Source organism: Prosthecobacter sp. (assembly GCF_044232965.1).
Classification (GTDB): Bacteria; Verrucomicrobiota; Verrucomicrobiia; order Verrucomicrobiales; family Verrucomicrobiaceae; genus Prosthecobacter.
This window is the reverse complement of record NZ_JBIIKX010000057.1, coordinates 1-16,978: the sequence shown is the minus strand read 5'-3', so window position 1 is coordinate 16,978 and position 16,978 is coordinate 1. Positions and strand designations below refer to the sequence as shown.

Genomic DNA, 16,978 nt, shown 5'->3' with positions numbered 1-16,978 from the left:
GGTGCGGAGATTACTTCTTGGCGGCCGGCTTGGCAGCGGCGGCGGCAGCAGGTTTTGCACCAGCGGCAGGAGCGGCGGCAGCAGCAGGTTTGGCACCGGCGGCGGGAGCGGCGGCGGCAGTCGGTTCAGGCTCGACTTCCACCTTGGGCTCCTCGCACATGACGATGACCACATCCGCGCCGAGGCGGCAGGTGACGCCTTCAGGGAAGGTGATTTCACCGATGTGGATGCCTTTGCCCACTTCAAGGTTGGTGACGTCGATCTGGATGCTTTCCGGCAGGTCTTTCGGCAGGCAGCGCACCTCGATCTCGTGATGGATGGCCTCGACGAGACCGCCCTGCTTAAGGCCCTTAGCTACGCCAATCATGGCGACAGGGACGTTGGCGTGAATTTCTTCGTCAGCGGCGACGGCGTGGAAATCAATGTGGAGAATGCCACCGCGGAGGTAGTCATGCTGCACTTCCTGCACGAGGGCGAGCTGGTCTTCCGCGATCCCGGCGATCTTGAGGGAGACGAGGATGTTGTCCGAGGCGCTGCCTTCGAGGAGCTTGGAGAAGGTTTTGCCATGCACCTGGATGTTGGAGGCCTTCACCTTGCGACCGTAGAGGGCGGCAGGGATGTTGCCTGCCTTGCGCATGCGCTTGGCGACACTTGTGCCGGAGGCGCTGCGGATTTCTGCTTGGAGATCGAGAATTTTAGCCATGGTCGGGGTTCCTCTGCGGAGAGATTAGTTTTGGAAAAAGGGCGCGGAGAATACACGCCTACCCCCGGGTGTCAAACAGGGATGTCACAGACTCGTTTCCATGGATGCGGGCGATGGCCTGGGCGAGCAGCGGGGCGATGTCCAGCGCGGTGACCTTGTCCCCGGTGGCCTGCGGGACGGAATTCGTGGCCAGAAGCTCGACAATCGGAGATTTGGTGATGCGGCTGTGGCCTTTTTCTCCCAGCACGGCATGGGAGACGCCGGCGTAGATTTTTTTGGCCCCGTGTTTGAGCAGCAGGTCGGCGGCGGCGGTGAGGGTGCCGGCGGTTTCGGTCAAATCATCGACCAGCAGCACGTTTTTGCCCGCCACGTCGCCGATGACGCTGTGCGCCTCGACTTCCTCGGCGCTGACACGATTTTTCGCCACGATGGCCATCGGGGCCTTGAGCGCCTTGGCAAAGGCGTGGGTCATCTTGATGCCGCCGACGTCCGGGGAGACGACCACGAGGTCTTCGAGGCCGCGTTCGCGGATGGCCTTCATCAAAACGGGCGCGGCATATAGATGATCCACCGGGATGTCGAAGAAGCCCTGGATCTGACCGGCGTGCAGATCAACGGTGAGCACGCGGTTCACCCCGGCGGCCACGAGGAGGTTGGCCACGAGTTTCGCGGTGATCGGCACACGCGGGCGGTCTTTGCGGTCCTGGCGGGCGTAGCCGAAAAACGGCAGCACGGCGGTGATGCGGGCGGCGCTGGCGCGGCGCACGGCGTCCACCATGATGAGCAGTTCCATCAGGTTTTGGTTCGTGGGCGGGCAGGTCGGCTGGACGATGAAAATGTCGCTGCCGCGGATGTTCTCGTGGATTTGCACGAACGTCTCGCCGTCCGGGAAGGTGGTCAGTTCGGCGGCGCACAGCTCCGTCTCAAGGTTTTGGGCGATGGCAGCCGCCAGCGTGGGGTGTGCGGAACCGCTCAGGATCTTCAGGCTTTCAATCATGGGCCGCCGAGTTAGGCGAGTCTGACACATAAATCAACCCGCCGAATCTTTCTGCTCTTGGTCCGGCTTGATTCCTTGCAAGTTCTCGTGGCATTGGTGAAAATTTTGCTATTAAACAGACTTTTTCCCTAACCTGCCATGAACGATCCCTCGAACCCCCGCACTCCTCCCCGTACCACGGGTGGCGGGTGGCGTTGGGAGCCGCCCAGCCCTCAGGAGCTTCAGCGCATGCTGCCGCAGTTTGAGATCGAGTGCCTGATCGGTCGTGGCGGCATGGGCGCGGTTTACCGGGGCATCCAGAGCAGTCTGGAGCGTACCGTGGCCATCAAGCTGCTGCCGCCGGCCATCGAGGAGCAGGACGGCGCCTTCGCCGAGCGCTTCAAAAACGAGGCGCGTCTGATGGGTCGCATGAATCACCCTGCGATCGTGAGTGTGTACGACTTTGGCCGCACGACCGACGGCCAGCTCTATTTTGTCATGGAGTATGTCGATGGCACCGATGTGCAGCGCATGATCGCCCGTGAGGGCCGCCTGCCACCTGAGCACGCACTGGCTGTGACCGCCCATCTGTGCGACGCGCTCGGCTACGCGCACAAGCAGGGCATCGTCCATCGTGACATCAAGCCTTCGAACGTGCTGATCGATCGTGAGGGCCGTGTCAAAGTGGCCGACTTCGGCCTCGCCAAGCTCAACACCGGGCAGAACTCCGGCCTCACGCAGACCGGCATGGCCATGGGCACGCCCGATTACGTCGCCCCGGAAACGCTCATGCTCGGCTCGGATGTCGATGGCCGTGCCGACATCTATGCCGTCGGCGTCATGCTTTACCAGATGCTCACGGGAGACATTCCGCGCGGCATGTTCAAGATGCCCTCGCAGAAGTTCCAGAGCATCGACCCGCGCTTCGATGGCATCGTGCGCCGCGCCCTGGAGCATGATCGTGATGAGCGCTATCAAAGCAGCCTCGAACTGCGTCGTGATCTGGATGTGATCCTCACCACGCCCTTTGCCATGGCGGGCAAGGAATCCAGCGCTGTGCTGCCCAAACAGGCAGCACAGCCGTCTTCTGTCCCTGGCCGCACGGTGGTGCCCTCCTCGCGCAATCCGGCCTCCGCGCCACAAAAGCGGCAGGCGCCGGTGTTCGAATCACACATCCCACCGCCTGCGCCGCCGCAGACCTCCACCCTGCCTTATGTCATCGCCGCGCTGGTGATGCTCGGGTTTGGCGGCTGGTTTGTGACGCAAAACAAGCAGCCGGTCACTCCGCCGCCAGATACCACCGACCCATCGGCATCCCCGTTCTCTCCTTCCCTCACCACCACAACGACCGCGCCGCCTCCCACATTCACGCCTCCGACAACGACACCCGAGCGGATTCCACCGCCCACGATGACCACTCCGCCGTCAACGACGACCACCACGTCTCGTCCCGCTCCCAGCGTGCCATCATCCGCCACATCCATGCCGCCAGCGCGGACGACTCCTCCGCCTGTTCCGCCCTCGACATCTTCCAGTTCCATCACCGACCGCCTCATCACGCTGGAGTCGCAGTTCCAGGTCGCTTTTGAGCGGGATGTGAACGCCAGCTATGCCGACCAGATCGCCACTTTGGGGGCGGGTTACGTCGCCGCCTTGGATCGCGCCATCAACGAGGCCGCGCGCAGTGGAAGAGCCTCGGAGGCCGTCGCCCTCCGGGATGAGAAGACGCGCTTCACCACGCACAAGTTCATGCCGTCCATCGACCCCAGCGGCCTGCACAGCAGCATCGTTCAGCTTCGCAACACCTACCGCAGCACTGAAAAGGCCTATTCCAAGGACAAGGACGCCAAGTCCCTGCCGCTCTACGACCGTTACATCGAGGTGCTCAACGGCCTCGAAAAAGAACTGCTCGCCCAGGGCAAAACAGCCGATGCCACACGCGTCCGCGTGAAACGCGACGACGTCACCGCCCGCCGCAAGCAGCGTGCCGCGAAGGTGTCCTGATCACGCCAAGCTCATGCCCTGGCTCCACCTCATCATCGCCGGACTCCTCGAAGTCGCCTGGGCCATCGGTTTGAAGCAGACGGAGGGCTGGACGCGCCTTTGGCCCAGCGTGATCACCGCGCTGCTCATGATCGCCAGCTTCTTTTTCCTCTCGCTCGCACTGCGTTCGCTGCCCCTCGGCACCGCCTACGCCATCTGGACCGGCATCGGAGCCGTCGGCACCGCCTTGATCGGCATCTTCGTCTTTGGCGAGCCCCGCACTGCCGCCCGCCTCGTTTGCATCGTCCTCATCGTCGCCGGAATCGTTGGTTTAAAACTCACCAGCTCCTCACAGGCGTAAAACCTCCGGTGCTTCGACATTCGTCATTCTGAATTCGTCATTTCCCGCCTTCGGCAGTCCATAGGTTTGACAACCAACCCCGCAACCTCTTCATTCCACCTCATGTCCCCCAGCCAATACTCCGATTTTCCCACCTCCATCGCTCCTCAGTCCAGCTACATGGTCCCCACCGTCATCGAGTCCGAAGGACGCGGCGAGCGTGCCTATGACATCTACTCCCGCCTGCTGAAGGACCGCATCATCTTCCTTGGCGGCGAGGTGAATGACACGATGGCCTCCATCATCATCGCCCAGCTTCTCTTCCTTCAGATGCAGGACCCGAAGAAAGACATCAACATCTACGTCAACAGCCCCGGCGGCAGCGTCACCGCCGGTCTTGCCATCTATGACACGATGCAGTTCCTCACCTGCGACGTCTGCACCTACAGCATCGGCCTCGTCGCCAGCATGGGCGCTGTTCTTCTTGCCGCAGGCACCAAAGGCAAGCGCTACGCCCTGCCAAACAGCGACATCATGATCCATCAGGTCTCCGGCGGCGCACGCGGCACAGCCAGCGACGTCGAGCGCACGGTCGAATACATGTTCAGCCTCAAAAAGCGCCTCAACCGCATCCTCGCCCACCACACCGGCAAGTCCGTCGAGCAGATTGAGCGCGACGCCGACCGTGACAACTACATGTCCGCCGCCCAGGCCGCCGAATATGGCCTCGTGGACAAGGTGCTCGAAGGGAAGAAGATCCTTCCTTCCGAAGACAAATAACACATCAATCACAATAGGGCGGGACTCAAACTCCCGCCCTTTTTTGTGCTTATGTTCCCAACGCTGCATGCATAACTTTTAACTCAGATGCACCTCGGCTTCGTCACCGCCATCCTCCCCGAACTCTCTTTCGAGGAAGTTCTCTCCTTCGCCCGTCACGAGGGCTTCTCCAGCGTCGAAGTCATGTGCTGGCCCGTCGGCAAGGCCGAGCGCAAATACGCCGGCGTCACGCACATCGACGTCATCGGCATGACGAAGTCGAAGGCCGAGGACATTCTCGCGCAATGCCAGGATCAGGGCGTCAGCATCAGCGCGCTCGGGTATTACCCGAATATGCTCGATCCGAATCCCGAAGTCTCGCGCTCCGCCGTCGCGCACTTCAAAAAAGTCATCGCCGCCGCTCCCAAGCTCGGCCTCACCAACGTCAACGGCTTCGTCGGTCGCGACTGGACCAAAACCGTCGATGAAAACTGGCCGCGCTTCCTCAAAATTTGGAAGCCCATCATCCAGTTCGCCGAAGACCACGGCGTCAAAGTCGGCATCGAAAACTGCCCCATGTCCTTCACGCTCGACGAATGGCCCGCAGGCAAAAACCTCCTCACAACACCGCAAATCTGGCGCCGCGCCTTCAACGATATCGATTCGCCGAACTTCGGCCTCAACTACGATCCCTCGCACTTCATCCTGCAGGACATGGACCCGCTCAGTCCGCTCGCGGAGTTCAAATCGAAGCTATTCCACCTGCATGCCAAGGATGTGAAGATCAATCGCGCCGCGCTCAACGAAGTCGGCCGCTTCGACTTCCCGCTGAAGTGGCAACAGCCGCGCATCCCCGGCTACGGCGACATCGACTGGGCCAAATTCATGGCCGAGCTCATGCGCATCCGCTACGACGGCCACGTCTGCATCGAAGTCGAGGACGACACCTTCGGCAAAACCCTCGAAGGCCGCATGAAAGCCCTCAAAGTCGCGCGGAATGTGCTCGCGCCGTTCTTTGGCTAAAGTATCTCGCATACCTGGCTGATTATGGGGCGGTCATTGGTCAAGCGGGCCTCACTGACTTAGGGAAAATATTTTCGCCATGGAACGCTTGGTTTTGCGATGACGAAATTCTGCCGATGGGGTGGTTTAGAAGGTTTGAGTTGCGAAACCACCATATATTTGCTCAGTTATTCGCATGGGCACAACATATTGTGCATAAACCCTGCGACCGCCCCTGCTGCATTCCAAGCACCGCCAGACCCTGAAACGCCACCCAACCATGGAAAAAAAGTGCCAGTCGTGCTGTCTTGAAGATTTCTCATGACGATCATCTCTGAGTAAAACTCCGCAACCATCCAACACCAATGAATACCGACAACATCTCTCCAACTCCCATCACAGACTCGCCCACCGTCACTCCAAAGCCAGCTTTCATAGATGACGACTTGGACTTCAGCGATGTCCAGCTAAGCTCCCGGCAAGAAAGCGCCACCCATGAGATCGTCTGTGAAGGCGGCTGCGAGTAGTCTGGCCTGCCAACAAGTCACTCATAAATCATTGCGAAAACAAGAACGGCCTTGCCAGATCACCCCGGATGAAGCGCAGTTCAGCATTCTGTGTGCCGTTGCATAGATAGAGCAGATTTATCTGGTCTTTGAAGAGGTCGCAGAAGATGGTGTGTTGTAGCATCGATTTGGCCAAACTTTCTGGCAGCGCGATCTCGAAAAACAACGTCACTGCCGGATCATCTCTCTTCGCGCTCGCGGCATCCAACTCACGTCCCACCCACTCGATCTTGGCGGCTTTGCCTCTCGCATCGGTCACGATGAAGGTTTTGGCGAGGTAGGCCTGGATTTGGGCATCGAATTCAGCGGCGGGAGTTTTGTCGATCCGCATCTCGCGCTCGCTCTGGCGGACGAGGGCCAGTTCGAGGTCGTTGATGAAGACGGTGAGACTGACTTCGAGCTTTTTCGTCGCCGGATTGTATTCCGCCTCAGCCGTGGATTGATGCAGCGAATGCGCGTGAAGACGCGGCATGAGCATGAATACGGCGAGTGCCGCGATGAGCCTATTTCTTGTCATCCGCCTTTGTTTCTTCCTCTTTCTTCTCTGGCTTCGTCAGCTCCCGCATCGGGTTCGGCGCCTTGTCTTCTTTGAAGAGCTGGAACTTGCTCTTCACCGGGCGGCGCGGCCAGAAGTTGTTCTCCACATCCGTGTCCACGAGTTCCTGGCGCGGGTCGAAGGTGACGGATTTCAGATCCTTTTTCGTGAAGAGCAGTTTCGAGGCTTTCTGAGTGTTGAAGCGCCAGATTTCGGCGGGCAGTTTCATCTCCTCCGTGCTGCCGTCGGTGTATTCGACCTTCAGAATCACCGGTGTGACGAGCCCGCCGATGTTGCGCAGCTCGATGGAGTAGAAGTTGTGCTTTGTATCCAGCAGCTTCGGGTCGATCTCCTCCTCGTTCAGCTCCTTGATGAGCGATTCGAACTTCTTCTTCTCGCTCGGCAGCACGGTGGTCTTGTCGAAGCTGTCGTAGAAGTCCTTCAACTCGGGAAAACGGTCCACGCGCTTCGAGAGCGGGTAGTTGCGCTCGCGCGTGGTGGTTTTCGGCATCTCGTCCTCCTCCTGCTTCTTTTTCTTCTTCTCGATGGCGGGATCGCGTGAGTCGAGCTGCAGCCACTTCACCTCATCAATCGAGACATCGACGTGATCGACACTGTAAAACCACCCGCGCCAGAACCAGTCGAGATCGACACCGCTTGCGTCCTCAATCGTGCGGAAGAAGTCGGAAGGCGTGGGCCGCTTGAACATCCAGCGCTTCGCGTAGGTCTTGAACGCATGATCGAAGGCCTCGCGGCCCAGAATGTGCTCACGCAGGATGTTCAGCGCCACGGTGGGCTGGCCGTAGGCATTCGGGCCGAGATCGGCGATGGATTCCGAGTTCGTCATCACCGGCACGCGGTCCGTTATGCGCATGTAATCGACCATGCCACGCTCATTGCGGCGGTGCTTCCAGTCGTTCTCCCATTCCTCTTCCGTGAGGTATTCCACGAAGGAATTCAGCCCCTCGTCCATCCACGTCCACTGTCGCTCGTCGCTGTTCACGATCATCGGGAAGTAGTTGTGCCCCACTTCGTGAATTACCACGCCGATGAGCGCATACTTCGTGCGCTCTGGGTAAGTGCCGTCCTTTTCAGGGCGCGGGCCGTTGAAGCAGATCATCGGGTATTCCATGCCACCCACTGGCCCGTTCACCGACCACGCGACGGGATACGGATACGCAAAGGTGTAGCGCGAATAGGTCTGAATCGTGTGCGCGATGGCATGCGTCGAATACTTGTCCCACAGCGGCATGCCTTCCTTCGGATACAGCGACATCGCCATCACCGGCTTGCCATTCACACTCGCGCCTTCGACCGCCATCGCATCCCAGGCGAACTTGCGCGACGATGCGAAGGCAAAGTCACGCACGTTGTCCGCCTGGAACACCCAGGTCTTCTTTCCCTTCGGCTTGCCCTTCTCCGCTGCCTTCGCCTCCTCTGGCGTGACGATGAACATCGGCTTCTTCGTCTCGCCCTGCGCCTTTTTTAGTCGCTCGCGCTGTGTTTCGGTCAAAACGGCCTCCGCATTCTGCAAGGCGCCTGTCGCAGCCACGAGATGGTCATCCGGCACAGTGAGTCGCACGGTGTAGTTACCGAACTCGAGCGTGAACTCACCGGTGCCGAGGAACTGCTTATTGACCCAGCCCGCGTAGTCCGTGTAGGCCGCCATGCGCGGAAACCACTGCGCGATGGTGTATATGCAGTTGCCGTCCTCCTTGAAGAACTCGTAACCCGTGCGCGCGTTGATGCGCTCGCAATCATTAATGGGGTAGTTCCACGCAATCTTGAACACAAAATCCGCCCCCGCCGCCAGCGGCTCCGGCAGATCAAGCCTCAGCATCGTCTTCACAATCGAATGCGGCAGCGCCTCGCCCTTCGAGTCGGTCAGCTTGCTGATTTTCATCTCGCCATCGTAGTCCTCATAGGCCAGCAGGCGGTCGAGCGCCGAGTAGGTGATCTTGTTCGGGTCGATGCCACGTTTCGTGTTCGGTGCGGCCCGCGAGTCCGCGTTGTGCGACAGATAATTCTGATCGAGCTGCACCCACAGATACTCCAGCGCATCCGGCGAGGCATTGTGATACGTCACCGTCGCCTCTGCGGTGATCGTGCGCTTCACATCATCCAGCTCCACGTTGATGTCATAGTCCGCCCGGTTCTGCCAGTAACCCGTCCCAGGTGATCCTGAAGCGTTCCGCTGCGCCGAGGGCGTGGGGATCGAGGGATCAAGCTGCTGAAACTTGCCGACGGGAGCACCCGATTCAGCGGCGGCGAGCAGGGCGGGGGAAAGCAGGAGCAAAAGGCGCTTCATGGCCAGTGAATCTCCAAATCCCGGGACGTAAGGCAAGCGCGGGCTCATGCCATCTCCTCGTAACCTTCCACAACCCGGATCAAACTCAGCATTTCCATGATCTTTGTCCGGCTGGGACCGTTCAGGCCGTCGCCGTAGCGTGAATCGTAGTGCTTCGCAAAGTCCACAGCGAGCTTGTAACCATGCGCGGGCGAATCTGAATGCCACAGGCAGATCGCGAACGCTTGCTCGACTAGAAACAGGTTCCAGTTCTTGATTGTGCGCACGACAGCCCAGTGCTGGCGCTGCTGCTCGTTCTGCCAGTCCCGCATGCGGCCATGAAGTTCTTCCATGACTGAATTATTCAGCTTCGGCCTCACTTTTTCCTCACCGTGGCCCCTGCCGATCAACGCACGGGCTTCATCCAGGAGCTTTCCCGCCTCTCCGGTGGTCTTCCCCTTTCTTGCTGAACTCAACCGGGCGATCCAAACCGCAAACGGCACCAGCCGCCCGGACTTCTCGAACCATTTCTTGAGCACGGTCAGACGTGCTAGGCTGGCGTTGCCCGTGTCGTCGATGTCGTCGATGATTTTGAGCAGCTTGTCTTGAATGCTGTTTTGCATGTGGAGGTGAGATGCTGAAAGATTCAGCGCAAAGAGCGTGGTTGCATGGAGATTATCCAGGACTGTGTGCACAATTCTTGGTTGCGCTCGCGTGGGCGTTCTGATTGCATCGGCGGCATGAATCCACCCACCGACTCTTTTTCGCGTCGTGATGCTCTCAAAGCCACCATCGCCTCCGTTGGTCTCAGTTCACTCGCGTTTGAGCCTGCACGTTCAGCTCCAGCCGCAGTCCCTGACGCGCGACGGGGTTCGACGAAGAAGTATGACATGCTCAAGTCGATCAACCTGTGGGCGTTTCCGTATCCGGAGCGCATGACGCTGCGGGAGTGCCTGCAACTCGCGAAAGAAGCCGGTTTCGATGGCATCGAGCTGAACTACGATCTCGACAACGACCTCTCGCCGAAGCACGGCACGGCCGATTACGTCAAGATCCGCAAGATGGCCGACGAGATCGGCATTCAGATCAGCGGGCTGTGTTCCTTCCTCTTCTGGCCGTATCCGCTGACGAGCAATGATCCGGCGAAGCGTGCGCAAGGCATCGAACTGGCCGGAAAGATCGCGCAATGTGCGCATGACCTCGGCGTGGAGAATGTTCTCGTCGTGCCGGGAGCCGTTCACATCCCTTGGCGCACGGATCACGAGCCCGTCGCCAATGATGTGTGCGATTCGCGTGCTCGCGAGGCCGTGGGGCAGCTCGCGAAGCAGGCGGAGAAGCTCAAGGTCTGCCTCAACATCGAAAACATCTTCTTCAACGGCTACCTCATGACGCCGATGGAGATGAACTCCTTCGTGGACAGCTTTGGCAGCGAGCATGTGCGCGTGCATTTCGACACGGGGAACATCAGCATGTTCCAGTTCCCTGAGCACTGGGCCAAAGTGCTCGGCAAGCGCACCAAGAACGTCCACCTGAAGGAGTTCACGAAAAAAGGCACCGACTTCAGCCTCGAAACCTTCCGCCCGCTGCTCGACGGCACCACGAACTGGCCCGCCGTCACCGACGCGCTCGCCGAGACCGGCTACAAAGGCTTCCTCACCTTCGAATACTTCCATCCATATGCGCATTACCCGGAGGCGTTGATCTGGCAGACTTCCGACTCGATGGACCGCATCCTCGGCCGCAAATCATGAGCTGGGAGGTCATCACACTCCTGTTCCTCGCCGGGCTCAGCGCCGGATTCATTGACGCCATCGCCGGTGGTGGTGGGTTGATCTCGGTTCCCGCGCTGCTGTGGGCCGGACTGCCGCCGCAGATGGCGCTGGGCACAAACAAAATGCAGTCCACCTGGGGCACGCTGATGGCGGTGCGGAAGTATGCGAAGGCGGGTCTTGTCTCGTGGACGCAGGTGCGGCTCACCGTTCTTGTCACGTTCGTCTTTGCCTGCCTCGGCACCTGGACGGTCACGCAGGTGAGCAATGAGGTGCTGAAAAAGATCGTGCCGTGGATGCTGCTTGGCATCGCGGTGTATGTGCTGCTCAGTCCGGGCCTCGGGAAAACCGCCGTAAAAGCGAGATTGAGCTTGGTGGCGTTTGCTTGTCTCGCCGGCAGCGTTCTGGGCTTTTATGATGGCTTCTTTGGTCCCGGCACCGGCACGTTTTGGACGATGGCCTGCATCTCGCTTCTCGGCCTGGAGCTCACACGCGCCACCGCCTTCACGAAGGTAGTTAATCTCACGAGCAACATGGCCTCGCTGCTTGTCTTCGTGATTTCGGACCGCGTGCATTATCCCATCGCCTTCGCCATGATCGCGGGACAGCTCATCGGTGGCCGACTCGGTGCTTCGATGGCGATTCGGCATGGAGCGCCGTTTATTCGTGTCATTTTCATCACCGTGGTCTTCGCGATGGTGATCAAACTGCTGTGGGATCAATTTGGAACACGGGGATGATTTGTGGCGTCCAGCATGAATGTGCAGGCCGTAATTGCCTCACTCTCCCAAATGCCTATGATCGCCGCTCCCATGTCAACCATTCAGTCCTCGGCCAAAGGCCGCCAGTTTCCCAAGTTCGATCTCGCACGCCTGCTCGGCACCGTGTTCAAACCGACCTTTGGCCGTAAAATCTGCATCCTCATCGACCTGCCTGATCTCGCTGAGGCGAAGGATTACGCGTTCTTGAAGAATCCGGCCCGTGCCGTGCAACGTCAGGCCTACGAGAACTTTCACCTCGGCCTGCAAAACGGCGTTGCTGATGAGCTCGTGCTCAAAGGTGGCGAAATGTATGCCTACACGCAGACGACCGGCAGCAATCTCGATCTACCCGATCTTTGCGTTGATATGAGCGGCAAGGAGCTGAGCCTCGAAAAGGACATCTACTCAAATTACGACATCATCCTGTGCATCTCCACCTTCAGCGCCACCGCGCCGCTGACGGCCTTCGCGAAACAGTATGGCTTCCGAGGTGCCACCCTGCATGGCGTGAATGATGTGATCCTCAATTCTGGTCTCGCCGTCGATTATGAAGAGGTCAGTGTGGACGCTGAGAAGTTGCGCCGCGCGATGACGCGTGCGGATTGGGTGGAGATCGACTTCACGGTCGAAAACGGCCCCGATATGACGGTGCGGCTCGAATTGAACCGTCAGGAAGCGCAGAAGAGCCATGGCCTCTGCCAGGGTGACACGCCTGACATCGCCAATTTGCCTGCGGGCGAGGTCTATTTCGTTCCCACCGGCGCGGAAGGCACCTTCCCGCTCAAATACGAGGATGGCACGCTGGGCAAACTCACCGTGACAGGTGGATGCATCATCAAGGCTGAGCTGATCGCAGGCAACGCAAAGACCATCGACGAGCACAACGCCAAACTCGCTGACGATCCGATGACCGGCGTGCTCGGCGAGCTTGGATTCGGCACGCAGGTGCTTCCTGTGTCCGGGGCGGACATCCAGGATGAAAAAGTGCTCGGCACCTGCCACCTCGCCACCGGTCGCGACGATCATCTCGGTGGCCACATCACGCCGCAGAAGTTCAAGCGTCATCAAAACGCCACGCACGACGACATCCTCTTCGCACCGCACAAAACGCCGAACTTCGACATCAAGCAGACACGCATGTTCCGCGATGGCAAGATCACTGTCCTCAACGAGCACTTCCAGCCGTCGAAATACTTGCTGGATGCGCTGGCGGCGGAATAGGAAGCACGCCTGATGAACATCTACGAAACCCGTCGCCTGCTCGACGAATACCTGCTCTTTCACTATGGCGCTTCAAACGAGGTGCTGCCGTGGGAGCATGGGCCTCATGAGGCGCTGGGGTTTCCGGTGCGGACGGTGATGGAGTTGATCGATCTGCCGCGCACACCTTGTGAAGCTGTGGCGCTGGATTTGGGATGTGCTGTCGGGCGGTCGAGTTTTGAACTGGCGAATTTTGGCGTGAGCGTGCTGGGCATCGATTACTCGCAGAGTTTTGTCGATGCGGCGGCGGCGCTGGCGCGTGATGGCAGCATGGAATACGAGCGCGTGGACGAAGGCAGTGCGCGGACAGCATTGGTGGCACATGTGCCGGAGAATCTGAGGCGGGATCGCGTGCGTTTCGAGCAAGGGGATGCGATGAACCTGCGCGCTGACCTCGGCGACTTCGATATCGTGCATGCAGCGAACTTGCTGTGCCGGTTGACCGATCCGCTGAAGCTGATCGAGCGTCTGCCGAGTCTGGTGAGGCCGGGCGGTCAGCTTTTGCTGACGACACCCTGCACCTGGTTGGAGGAGTTCACGCCGCGTGGCAACTGGCCGCAGGGTTCGACGCGGGAATGGCTCACATCACTGCTGGAGCCGCACTTTGATCTCTCGAAGACCTGCGACATGCCGTTTTTGATCCGCGAGCATGCGCGGAAGTATCAGTGGAGCGTGGCGCTGGGCATGCGGTGGCGGCGCAAAGTCGAAGTGTTGTGATTTTGCAGGCTTGCATCGAAGTCCCGAGTGCGGGTAGTCTCATGGCATGAAGACTGTCATTGCGATTTGCCTGCTGGCGGTGGCCTGAGCGGCTGCCGCCGAGAAAGCGCCGGTCACGCCCGCGATCAAGCGAACCCAGGCCGCGGTGGCTGGATTGAACCAGAAATTGGATTTGAGCTTTCGCATTCCTTTCCCTGCGGAGCTGGACATTGATCCTTATCTCACGCGGCCCATCGCCCGCATGAGCACGGCGCAAGGCGAGTTGTTCTGCACTGAACCCGTGGTGAACCCCTTTGATGGGCAAGGGACCATCGAGTGGCATCTGGGGCCGACGGACACGAAGCAATTCAGCCGCGAGCATGTGTATTGCTTCTTTGGCTTCGATGATCGCGGCGGAATCATGCACATGGGCATTCTGGCGGAAGGCGACTGGTTCAGTGGTGACAATGAAGGGACGCATCAAATGATTCGCGAAGATGACGAAGGCGCTGATGTGTTTCTGAGCCGGGCATTTCAGGAATACTATCGACGTGCCGTCGCATGCAGCGATCCTCAAAAAGCGGTGCTCTACCTGAGTGGCATGGAGCGGATCACCAAGTCAGTCTGCGAACTGCGAAGGTCTGGAGATCGGCCGTGAGCGTGGAATTGTCTTTTGCGCTTTCCAACAACGCTGAAACGAGTGTCATTGATGCCATGGATGCTGAGCTTGCCCGAAAACTGATCGCCGCGCATGGATCTCCGCTGTTTGCGCATGATCTGGAGACTGTGGCGCGGCGCGCGACGGAATTGCAGGCAGGTTTGCCGGAGGGGGCGCGGTTGTATTACTCGTTCAAGGCGAACCCTCTGCCTGCCATCGCGCGTGAGCTGCGTCTGGCGGGTGTGCGGGCGGAGATCACCTCGGCAGGCGAGTTGATGGCGGCGCAGAACGCGGGTTTCGAAACGGACATGGTGCTGGGCGGACCTGGGAAGACGGAGAAGGTGATCGAGACCGCGATCAGCCAGGGGGTGAGGATGTTTTCGTGCGAGTCGTTCACGGACGCGGCGCGGATTTCCAAACGGGCACAGCAGGCGGGCGTGGAAGTGAGCGTGATGCTGCGGGTGAACCCGGCGCAGGCTCCTGACGCACGACTGGCGATGAGCGGGGTGGAGAGTCAGTTCGGGTTTGATGAGGCGCTGCTGCTGGCCGCAGGCGCGGCGGGGCGCTTGAAGCTGCCCGGTTTGAAACTGTGCGGCGTGCATGTGTACTTTGGCACGCAGGTGGCCTCGGTGGAGGCGCTGGCGAAGAACACGCAGTGCGCGCTGGAGACGGCGGTGCGTGTGTCAGAGACCGTGGGTTTTGAATGCGAGGTGATCAATGCGGGCGGTGGGTTTCCGTGGCCGTATGCGAGTGATGCGAGCGCGCCGGACCTGAGCGGCTTGCGCGAGGCTTTGGACGCGGTTTGGAAGGCTTCTCCGCTGCATGGGAAGGCGCGGCTTTGCTTTGAATCCGGCCGCTATCTGAGCGCGAGCTCGGGCACGCTGCTCACGACGGTGCTGGATGTGAAGCAGGCCGGGAAGAAGACATTTGTGGTGCTGGACACGGGGATTCATCACCTGGGCGGCATGTCAGGCCTGGGGCGCATCCCGCGCGCGACGATCACGCTGCAAAACCTCACGGCTCAGCGTGAGGGCGAGATCGTGGTGGATGTGGTGGGGCCGCTGTGCAGCCCGCTCGATAGTCTGGCGCGAGGGCAGAAAATGGCGCCCGTGGAGGTGGGGGACGTGCTGGCGGTGCCGAATGTGGGCGCGTATGGCCTGACGGCGAGCCTGCTGGGCTTCCTGAGCCATGAAACACCCGCCGAAGTGGCGTATCGCGGCCAGGAGGAGGTGGAAACCTGGTATCTGCCCTGCTGGCACACGAACTTGCGCGGGCTGTGAACCTTTGTTATGGCCCCGGAGACATGACCGCCACCGATCTCGCCGCCAAACTCCAGGAAATCCTCCGCCCGCGCCTGCGCTTTCTCAAGGAAGGCGACGCGGTGCCGATGGACGAGGATCTGGGCAGGCTGGGGCTGGACTCGATGGCGTCGATCGACCTGCTGATGGACATCGAAAGCCAGCTTGGCGTGCAGATTCCCGATGAGATGATGACCGTGGACACGTTCGCGACCGGCAATCACCTGCTGGCGGTGATCGAGAAGCTGGTGTGACGATCATCACAAGCCCCAGTCGCCTTCAGCGAGGACGGTGCGTTTGGAGAGCGACTTGAGTGCCGAGGGGATGGCGAAGAAGTGGCAGACCTTTTCCTGCCGCTGAAGCCAGGCAGGGATGTCATCCCAAGTGGAATCGCCCGCAAAAGAGCTGAGCGAGAGGACTCGTCTGGCGCTGCCGAGCAAGCCGGGCTGGCGCACGAGAGCGCCCACGAGGGCATGCAGTTCCTCGTGGCTGCCGGTTGTTGTGAAGTGGTCGATCTCCGTCCAGGCGGGGATGCCACGGGCGCTTTTGGGTGTGATGAAAAGGTAGCTGGAAAGGCAGCCGGCAGAGTCGATGACGCCGATGAATTCATGCCTCCGCATCAGTGCGGCGGCGAACCAGCGCAGGTATTCCGGCGTGATCCACTTTTCGACACTGGTGGCAGACATGCAGGAGGCGGCGACGCTTTGAACCTCTGCCGGATCGCGTGTGATGCGCTTTCCTGGAGGCAGGACAGGCCAGGAGCGATGCGGAAGGACTTTGGCGACCCAGCCGAGCGGCACGAAGCGGCGCTGAATGTCGGTCAGGCCGGTCCAGCCGCTACGCTGGAGCAAGGCCTGCACCTCGGGGGTGGGCGTGGTGTCGGCGATGAGTGAATCTGCCGCCAGCCGCCGCAGTTTCATGAGCATGGGCAGGCTGGCATTGCGATGTGCCTCGTCAATGCGCCAACTGGAGGCGATCAGGGCCGCCACGGGCTGCCCGCTCACCGCATAGCAGGCGGGGATGAGCGCCATGAAGCCAACGATGCGGCCTTCATGCCGAAGCACCCAGCCACGCTCATCACGCAAGCTGGCGAAAGGATTCCGGTCCCACCAGTGGGCGAGTCGTTTGCCCCAGGTCTCAGCACTCAGTGGGCTGGGCTCGGTGGCGACCAGCCAGGGGATGAGCTCGGCGCGTGCCTGCGGCGTGTCTTGATAATCCTCGATCTGGCAGGCGGGCATGACGCGCAGGGGTGGTGCGCGGAGAGGGATTCGAACCCCCGACCAACTCGGTGTAAACGAGCCGCTCTACCACTGAGCTATCCACGCGTTGCTGACGCCGCGATGTATCGCGGAAAAACGAATGTGCAATCACGCATTCGCCCGCAG

General features: G+C 60.1%; 17 protein-coding genes and 1 tRNA gene. 11 read left to right on the top strand and 7 right to left on the bottom strand.

Going from position 1 to position 16,978, the window contains the following annotated elements; genetic code table 11:
- Positions 1-10 precede the first annotated feature (10 nt).
- Positions 11-703, bottom strand: coding sequence for a 50S ribosomal protein L25 (locus tag ACILSI_RS19925; RefSeq protein ID WP_395723666.1), 693 nt, complete (start codon positions 701-703; stop codon positions 11-13).
- Between the two features lie 58 nt (positions 704-761).
- On the bottom strand, positions 762-1,700 hold the full coding sequence (locus tag ACILSI_RS19920) for a ribose-phosphate diphosphokinase (protein WP_395723665.1): 939 nt from the start codon (positions 1,698-1,700) through the stop codon (positions 762-764).
- Between the two features lie 138 nt (positions 1,701-1,838).
- On the opposite strand from ACILSI_RS19920, the gene ACILSI_RS19915 reads away from it, so the two are divergent.
- The 4 genes from ACILSI_RS19915 to ACILSI_RS19900 all read left to right on the top strand — a co-directional run bounded on the left by ACILSI_RS19915 (position 1,839) and on the right by ACILSI_RS19900 (position 5,784).
- A complete protein-coding gene (locus ACILSI_RS19915) occupies positions 1,839-3,683 on the top strand; it encodes a serine/threonine-protein kinase (RefSeq protein WP_395723664.1) in 1,845 nt (614 codons plus the stop codon).
- Between the two features lie 13 nt (positions 3,684-3,696).
- Positions 3,697-4,023 (top strand): quaternary ammonium compound efflux SMR transporter SugE, encoded by a 327-nt coding sequence (sugE, locus tag ACILSI_RS19910; protein ID WP_395723663.1) that lies wholly within the window; start codon positions 3,697-3,699, stop codon positions 4,021-4,023.
- 102 nt (positions 4,024-4,125) lie between these two features.
- Entirely contained in the window at positions 4,126-4,782 is a 657-nt protein-coding gene (locus ACILSI_RS19905) for an ATP-dependent Clp protease proteolytic subunit (RefSeq protein ID WP_395723662.1), read from the top strand.
- 87 nt (positions 4,783-4,869) lie between these two features.
- The gene (locus ACILSI_RS19900; protein WP_395723661.1) at positions 4,870-5,784 is read left to right on the top strand and encodes a sugar phosphate isomerase/epimerase family protein; all 915 of its coding nucleotides are present in this window, start codon (positions 4,870-4,872) and stop codon (positions 5,782-5,784) included.
- A 534-nt stretch (positions 5,785-6,318) separates the two neighbouring features.
- Here ACILSI_RS19900 and ACILSI_RS19895 read toward each other — a convergent pair.
- From ACILSI_RS19895 to ACILSI_RS19885, 3 genes are read right to left on the bottom strand one after another with little or no spacing between them, the layout of a single operon-like run.
- Positions 6,319-6,801 carry a DUF6702 family protein gene (locus ACILSI_RS19895; RefSeq protein ID WP_395723660.1) on the bottom strand — a complete coding sequence of 161 codons (483 nt, stop codon included), beginning with the start codon at positions 6,799-6,801 and terminating at the stop codon, positions 6,319-6,321.
- Positions 6,802-6,832: 31 nt separating this feature from the next.
- The gene (locus tag ACILSI_RS19890) at positions 6,833-9,172 is read right to left on the bottom strand and encodes a M1 family metallopeptidase (RefSeq protein ID WP_395723659.1); all 2,340 of its coding nucleotides are present in this window, start codon (positions 9,170-9,172) and stop codon (positions 6,833-6,835) included.
- A 44-nt stretch (positions 9,173-9,216) separates the two neighbouring features.
- Positions 9,217-9,774, bottom strand: a complete 558-nt coding sequence (locus ACILSI_RS19885) for a hypothetical protein (protein WP_395723658.1) — start codon at positions 9,772-9,774, stop codon at positions 9,217-9,219.
- Between the two features lie 117 nt (positions 9,775-9,891).
- Between ACILSI_RS19885 and ACILSI_RS19880 the strand changes: the two genes are divergently transcribed.
- The 7 genes from ACILSI_RS19880 to ACILSI_RS19850 all read left to right on the top strand — a co-directional run bounded on the left by ACILSI_RS19880 (position 9,892) and on the right by ACILSI_RS19850 (position 15,847).
- On the top strand, positions 9,892-10,902 hold the full coding sequence (locus ACILSI_RS19880) for a sugar phosphate isomerase/epimerase family protein (protein WP_395723657.1): 1,011 nt from the start codon (positions 9,892-9,894) through the stop codon (positions 10,900-10,902).
- Positions 10,899-11,660: a TSUP family transporter gene (locus ACILSI_RS19875; RefSeq protein WP_395723656.1), complete on the top strand. Its 762-nt coding sequence runs from the start codon at positions 10,899-10,901 to the stop codon at positions 11,658-11,660. Before ACILSI_RS19880 ends, ACILSI_RS19875 begins: the two co-directional genes overlap by 4 nt.
- A 72-nt stretch (positions 11,661-11,732) precedes the next feature.
- On the top strand, positions 11,733-12,902 hold the full coding sequence (locus ACILSI_RS19870; protein ID WP_395723655.1) for a hypothetical protein: 1,170 nt from the start codon (positions 11,733-11,735) through the stop codon (positions 12,900-12,902).
- Positions 12,903-12,914: 12 nt separating this feature from the next.
- Positions 12,915-13,658 carry a putative 4-mercaptohistidine N1-methyltransferase gene (locus ACILSI_RS19865; protein WP_395723654.1) on the top strand — a complete coding sequence of 248 codons (744 nt, stop codon included), beginning with the start codon at positions 12,915-12,917 and terminating at the stop codon, positions 13,656-13,658.
- Between the two features lie 172 nt (positions 13,659-13,830).
- Positions 13,831-14,295, top strand: coding sequence for a hypothetical protein (locus ACILSI_RS19860; RefSeq protein ID WP_395723653.1), 465 nt, complete (start codon positions 13,831-13,833; stop codon positions 14,293-14,295).
- Between the two features lie 56 nt (positions 14,296-14,351).
- Positions 14,352-15,575 carry a hypothetical protein gene (locus ACILSI_RS19855; RefSeq protein WP_395723652.1) on the top strand — a complete coding sequence of 408 codons (1,224 nt, stop codon included), beginning with the start codon at positions 14,352-14,354 and terminating at the stop codon, positions 15,573-15,575.
- Between the two features lie 23 nt (positions 15,576-15,598).
- Positions 15,599-15,847, top strand: coding sequence for an acyl carrier protein (locus ACILSI_RS19850; RefSeq protein ID WP_395723651.1), 249 nt, complete (start codon positions 15,599-15,601; stop codon positions 15,845-15,847).
- A 6-nt stretch (positions 15,848-15,853) separates the two neighbouring features.
- On the opposite strand, the gene ACILSI_RS19845 is transcribed toward ACILSI_RS19850, so the two are convergent.
- Positions 15,854-16,831, bottom strand: coding sequence for a hypothetical protein (locus ACILSI_RS19845; RefSeq protein ID WP_395723650.1), 978 nt, complete (start codon positions 16,829-16,831; stop codon positions 15,854-15,856).
- Between the two features lie 12 nt (positions 16,832-16,843).
- Positions 16,844-16,918 (bottom strand) — tRNA-Val (locus tag ACILSI_RS19840).
- Positions 16,919-16,978: the final 60 nt, after the last annotated feature.

Bases quoted from the DNA above. Each gene is read 5' to 3' on its own strand.
- ACILSI_RS19870 (WP_395723655.1), top strand. From the start codon at position 11,733: ATGTCAACCATTCAGTCCTCGGCCAAAGGCCGCCAGTTTCCCAAGTTC.
- ACILSI_RS19925 (WP_395723666.1), bottom strand. From the start codon at position 703: ATGGCTAAAATTCTCGATCTCCAAGCAGAAATCCGCAGCGCCTCCGGC.
- ACILSI_RS19880 (WP_395723657.1), top strand. From the start codon at position 9,892: ATGAATCCACCCACCGACTCTTTTTCGCGTCGTGATGCTCTCAAAGCC.
- ACILSI_RS19865 (WP_395723654.1), top strand. From the start codon at position 12,915: ATGAACATCTACGAAACCCGTCGCCTGCTCGACGAATACCTGCTCTTT.
- ACILSI_RS19855 (WP_395723652.1), top strand. From the start codon at position 14,352: ATGGATGCTGAGCTTGCCCGAAAACTGATCGCCGCGCATGGATCTCCG.
- sugE (WP_395723663.1), top strand. From the start codon at position 3,697: ATGCCCTGGCTCCACCTCATCATCGCCGGACTCCTCGAAGTCGCCTGG.
- ACILSI_RS19890 (WP_395723659.1), bottom strand. From the start codon at position 9,172: ATGAAGCGCCTTTTGCTCCTGCTTTCCCCCGCCCTGCTCGCCGCCGCT.
- ACILSI_RS19850 (WP_395723651.1), top strand. From the start codon at position 15,599: ATGACCGCCACCGATCTCGCCGCCAAACTCCAGGAAATCCTCCGCCCG.
- ACILSI_RS19895 (WP_395723660.1), bottom strand. From the start codon at position 6,801: ATGCCGCGTCTTCACGCGCATTCGCTGCATCAATCCACGGCTGAGGCG.
- ACILSI_RS19915 (WP_395723664.1), top strand. From the start codon at position 1,839: ATGAACGATCCCTCGAACCCCCGCACTCCTCCCCGTACCACGGGTGGC.
- ACILSI_RS19900 (WP_395723661.1), top strand. From the start codon at position 4,870: ATGCACCTCGGCTTCGTCACCGCCATCCTCCCCGAACTCTCTTTCGAG.
- ACILSI_RS19845 (WP_395723650.1), bottom strand. From the start codon at position 16,831: ATGCCCGCCTGCCAGATCGAGGATTATCAAGACACGCCGCAGGCACGC.
- ACILSI_RS19920 (WP_395723665.1), bottom strand. From the start codon at position 1,700: ATGATTGAAAGCCTGAAGATCCTGAGCGGTTCCGCACACCCCACGCTG.
- ACILSI_RS19905 (WP_395723662.1), top strand. From the start codon at position 4,126: ATGTCCCCCAGCCAATACTCCGATTTTCCCACCTCCATCGCTCCTCAG.
- ACILSI_RS19875 (WP_395723656.1), top strand. From the start codon at position 10,899: ATGAGCTGGGAGGTCATCACACTCCTGTTCCTCGCCGGGCTCAGCGCC.
- ACILSI_RS19885 (WP_395723658.1), bottom strand. From the start codon at position 9,774: ATGCAAAACAGCATTCAAGACAAGCTGCTCAAAATCATCGACGACATC.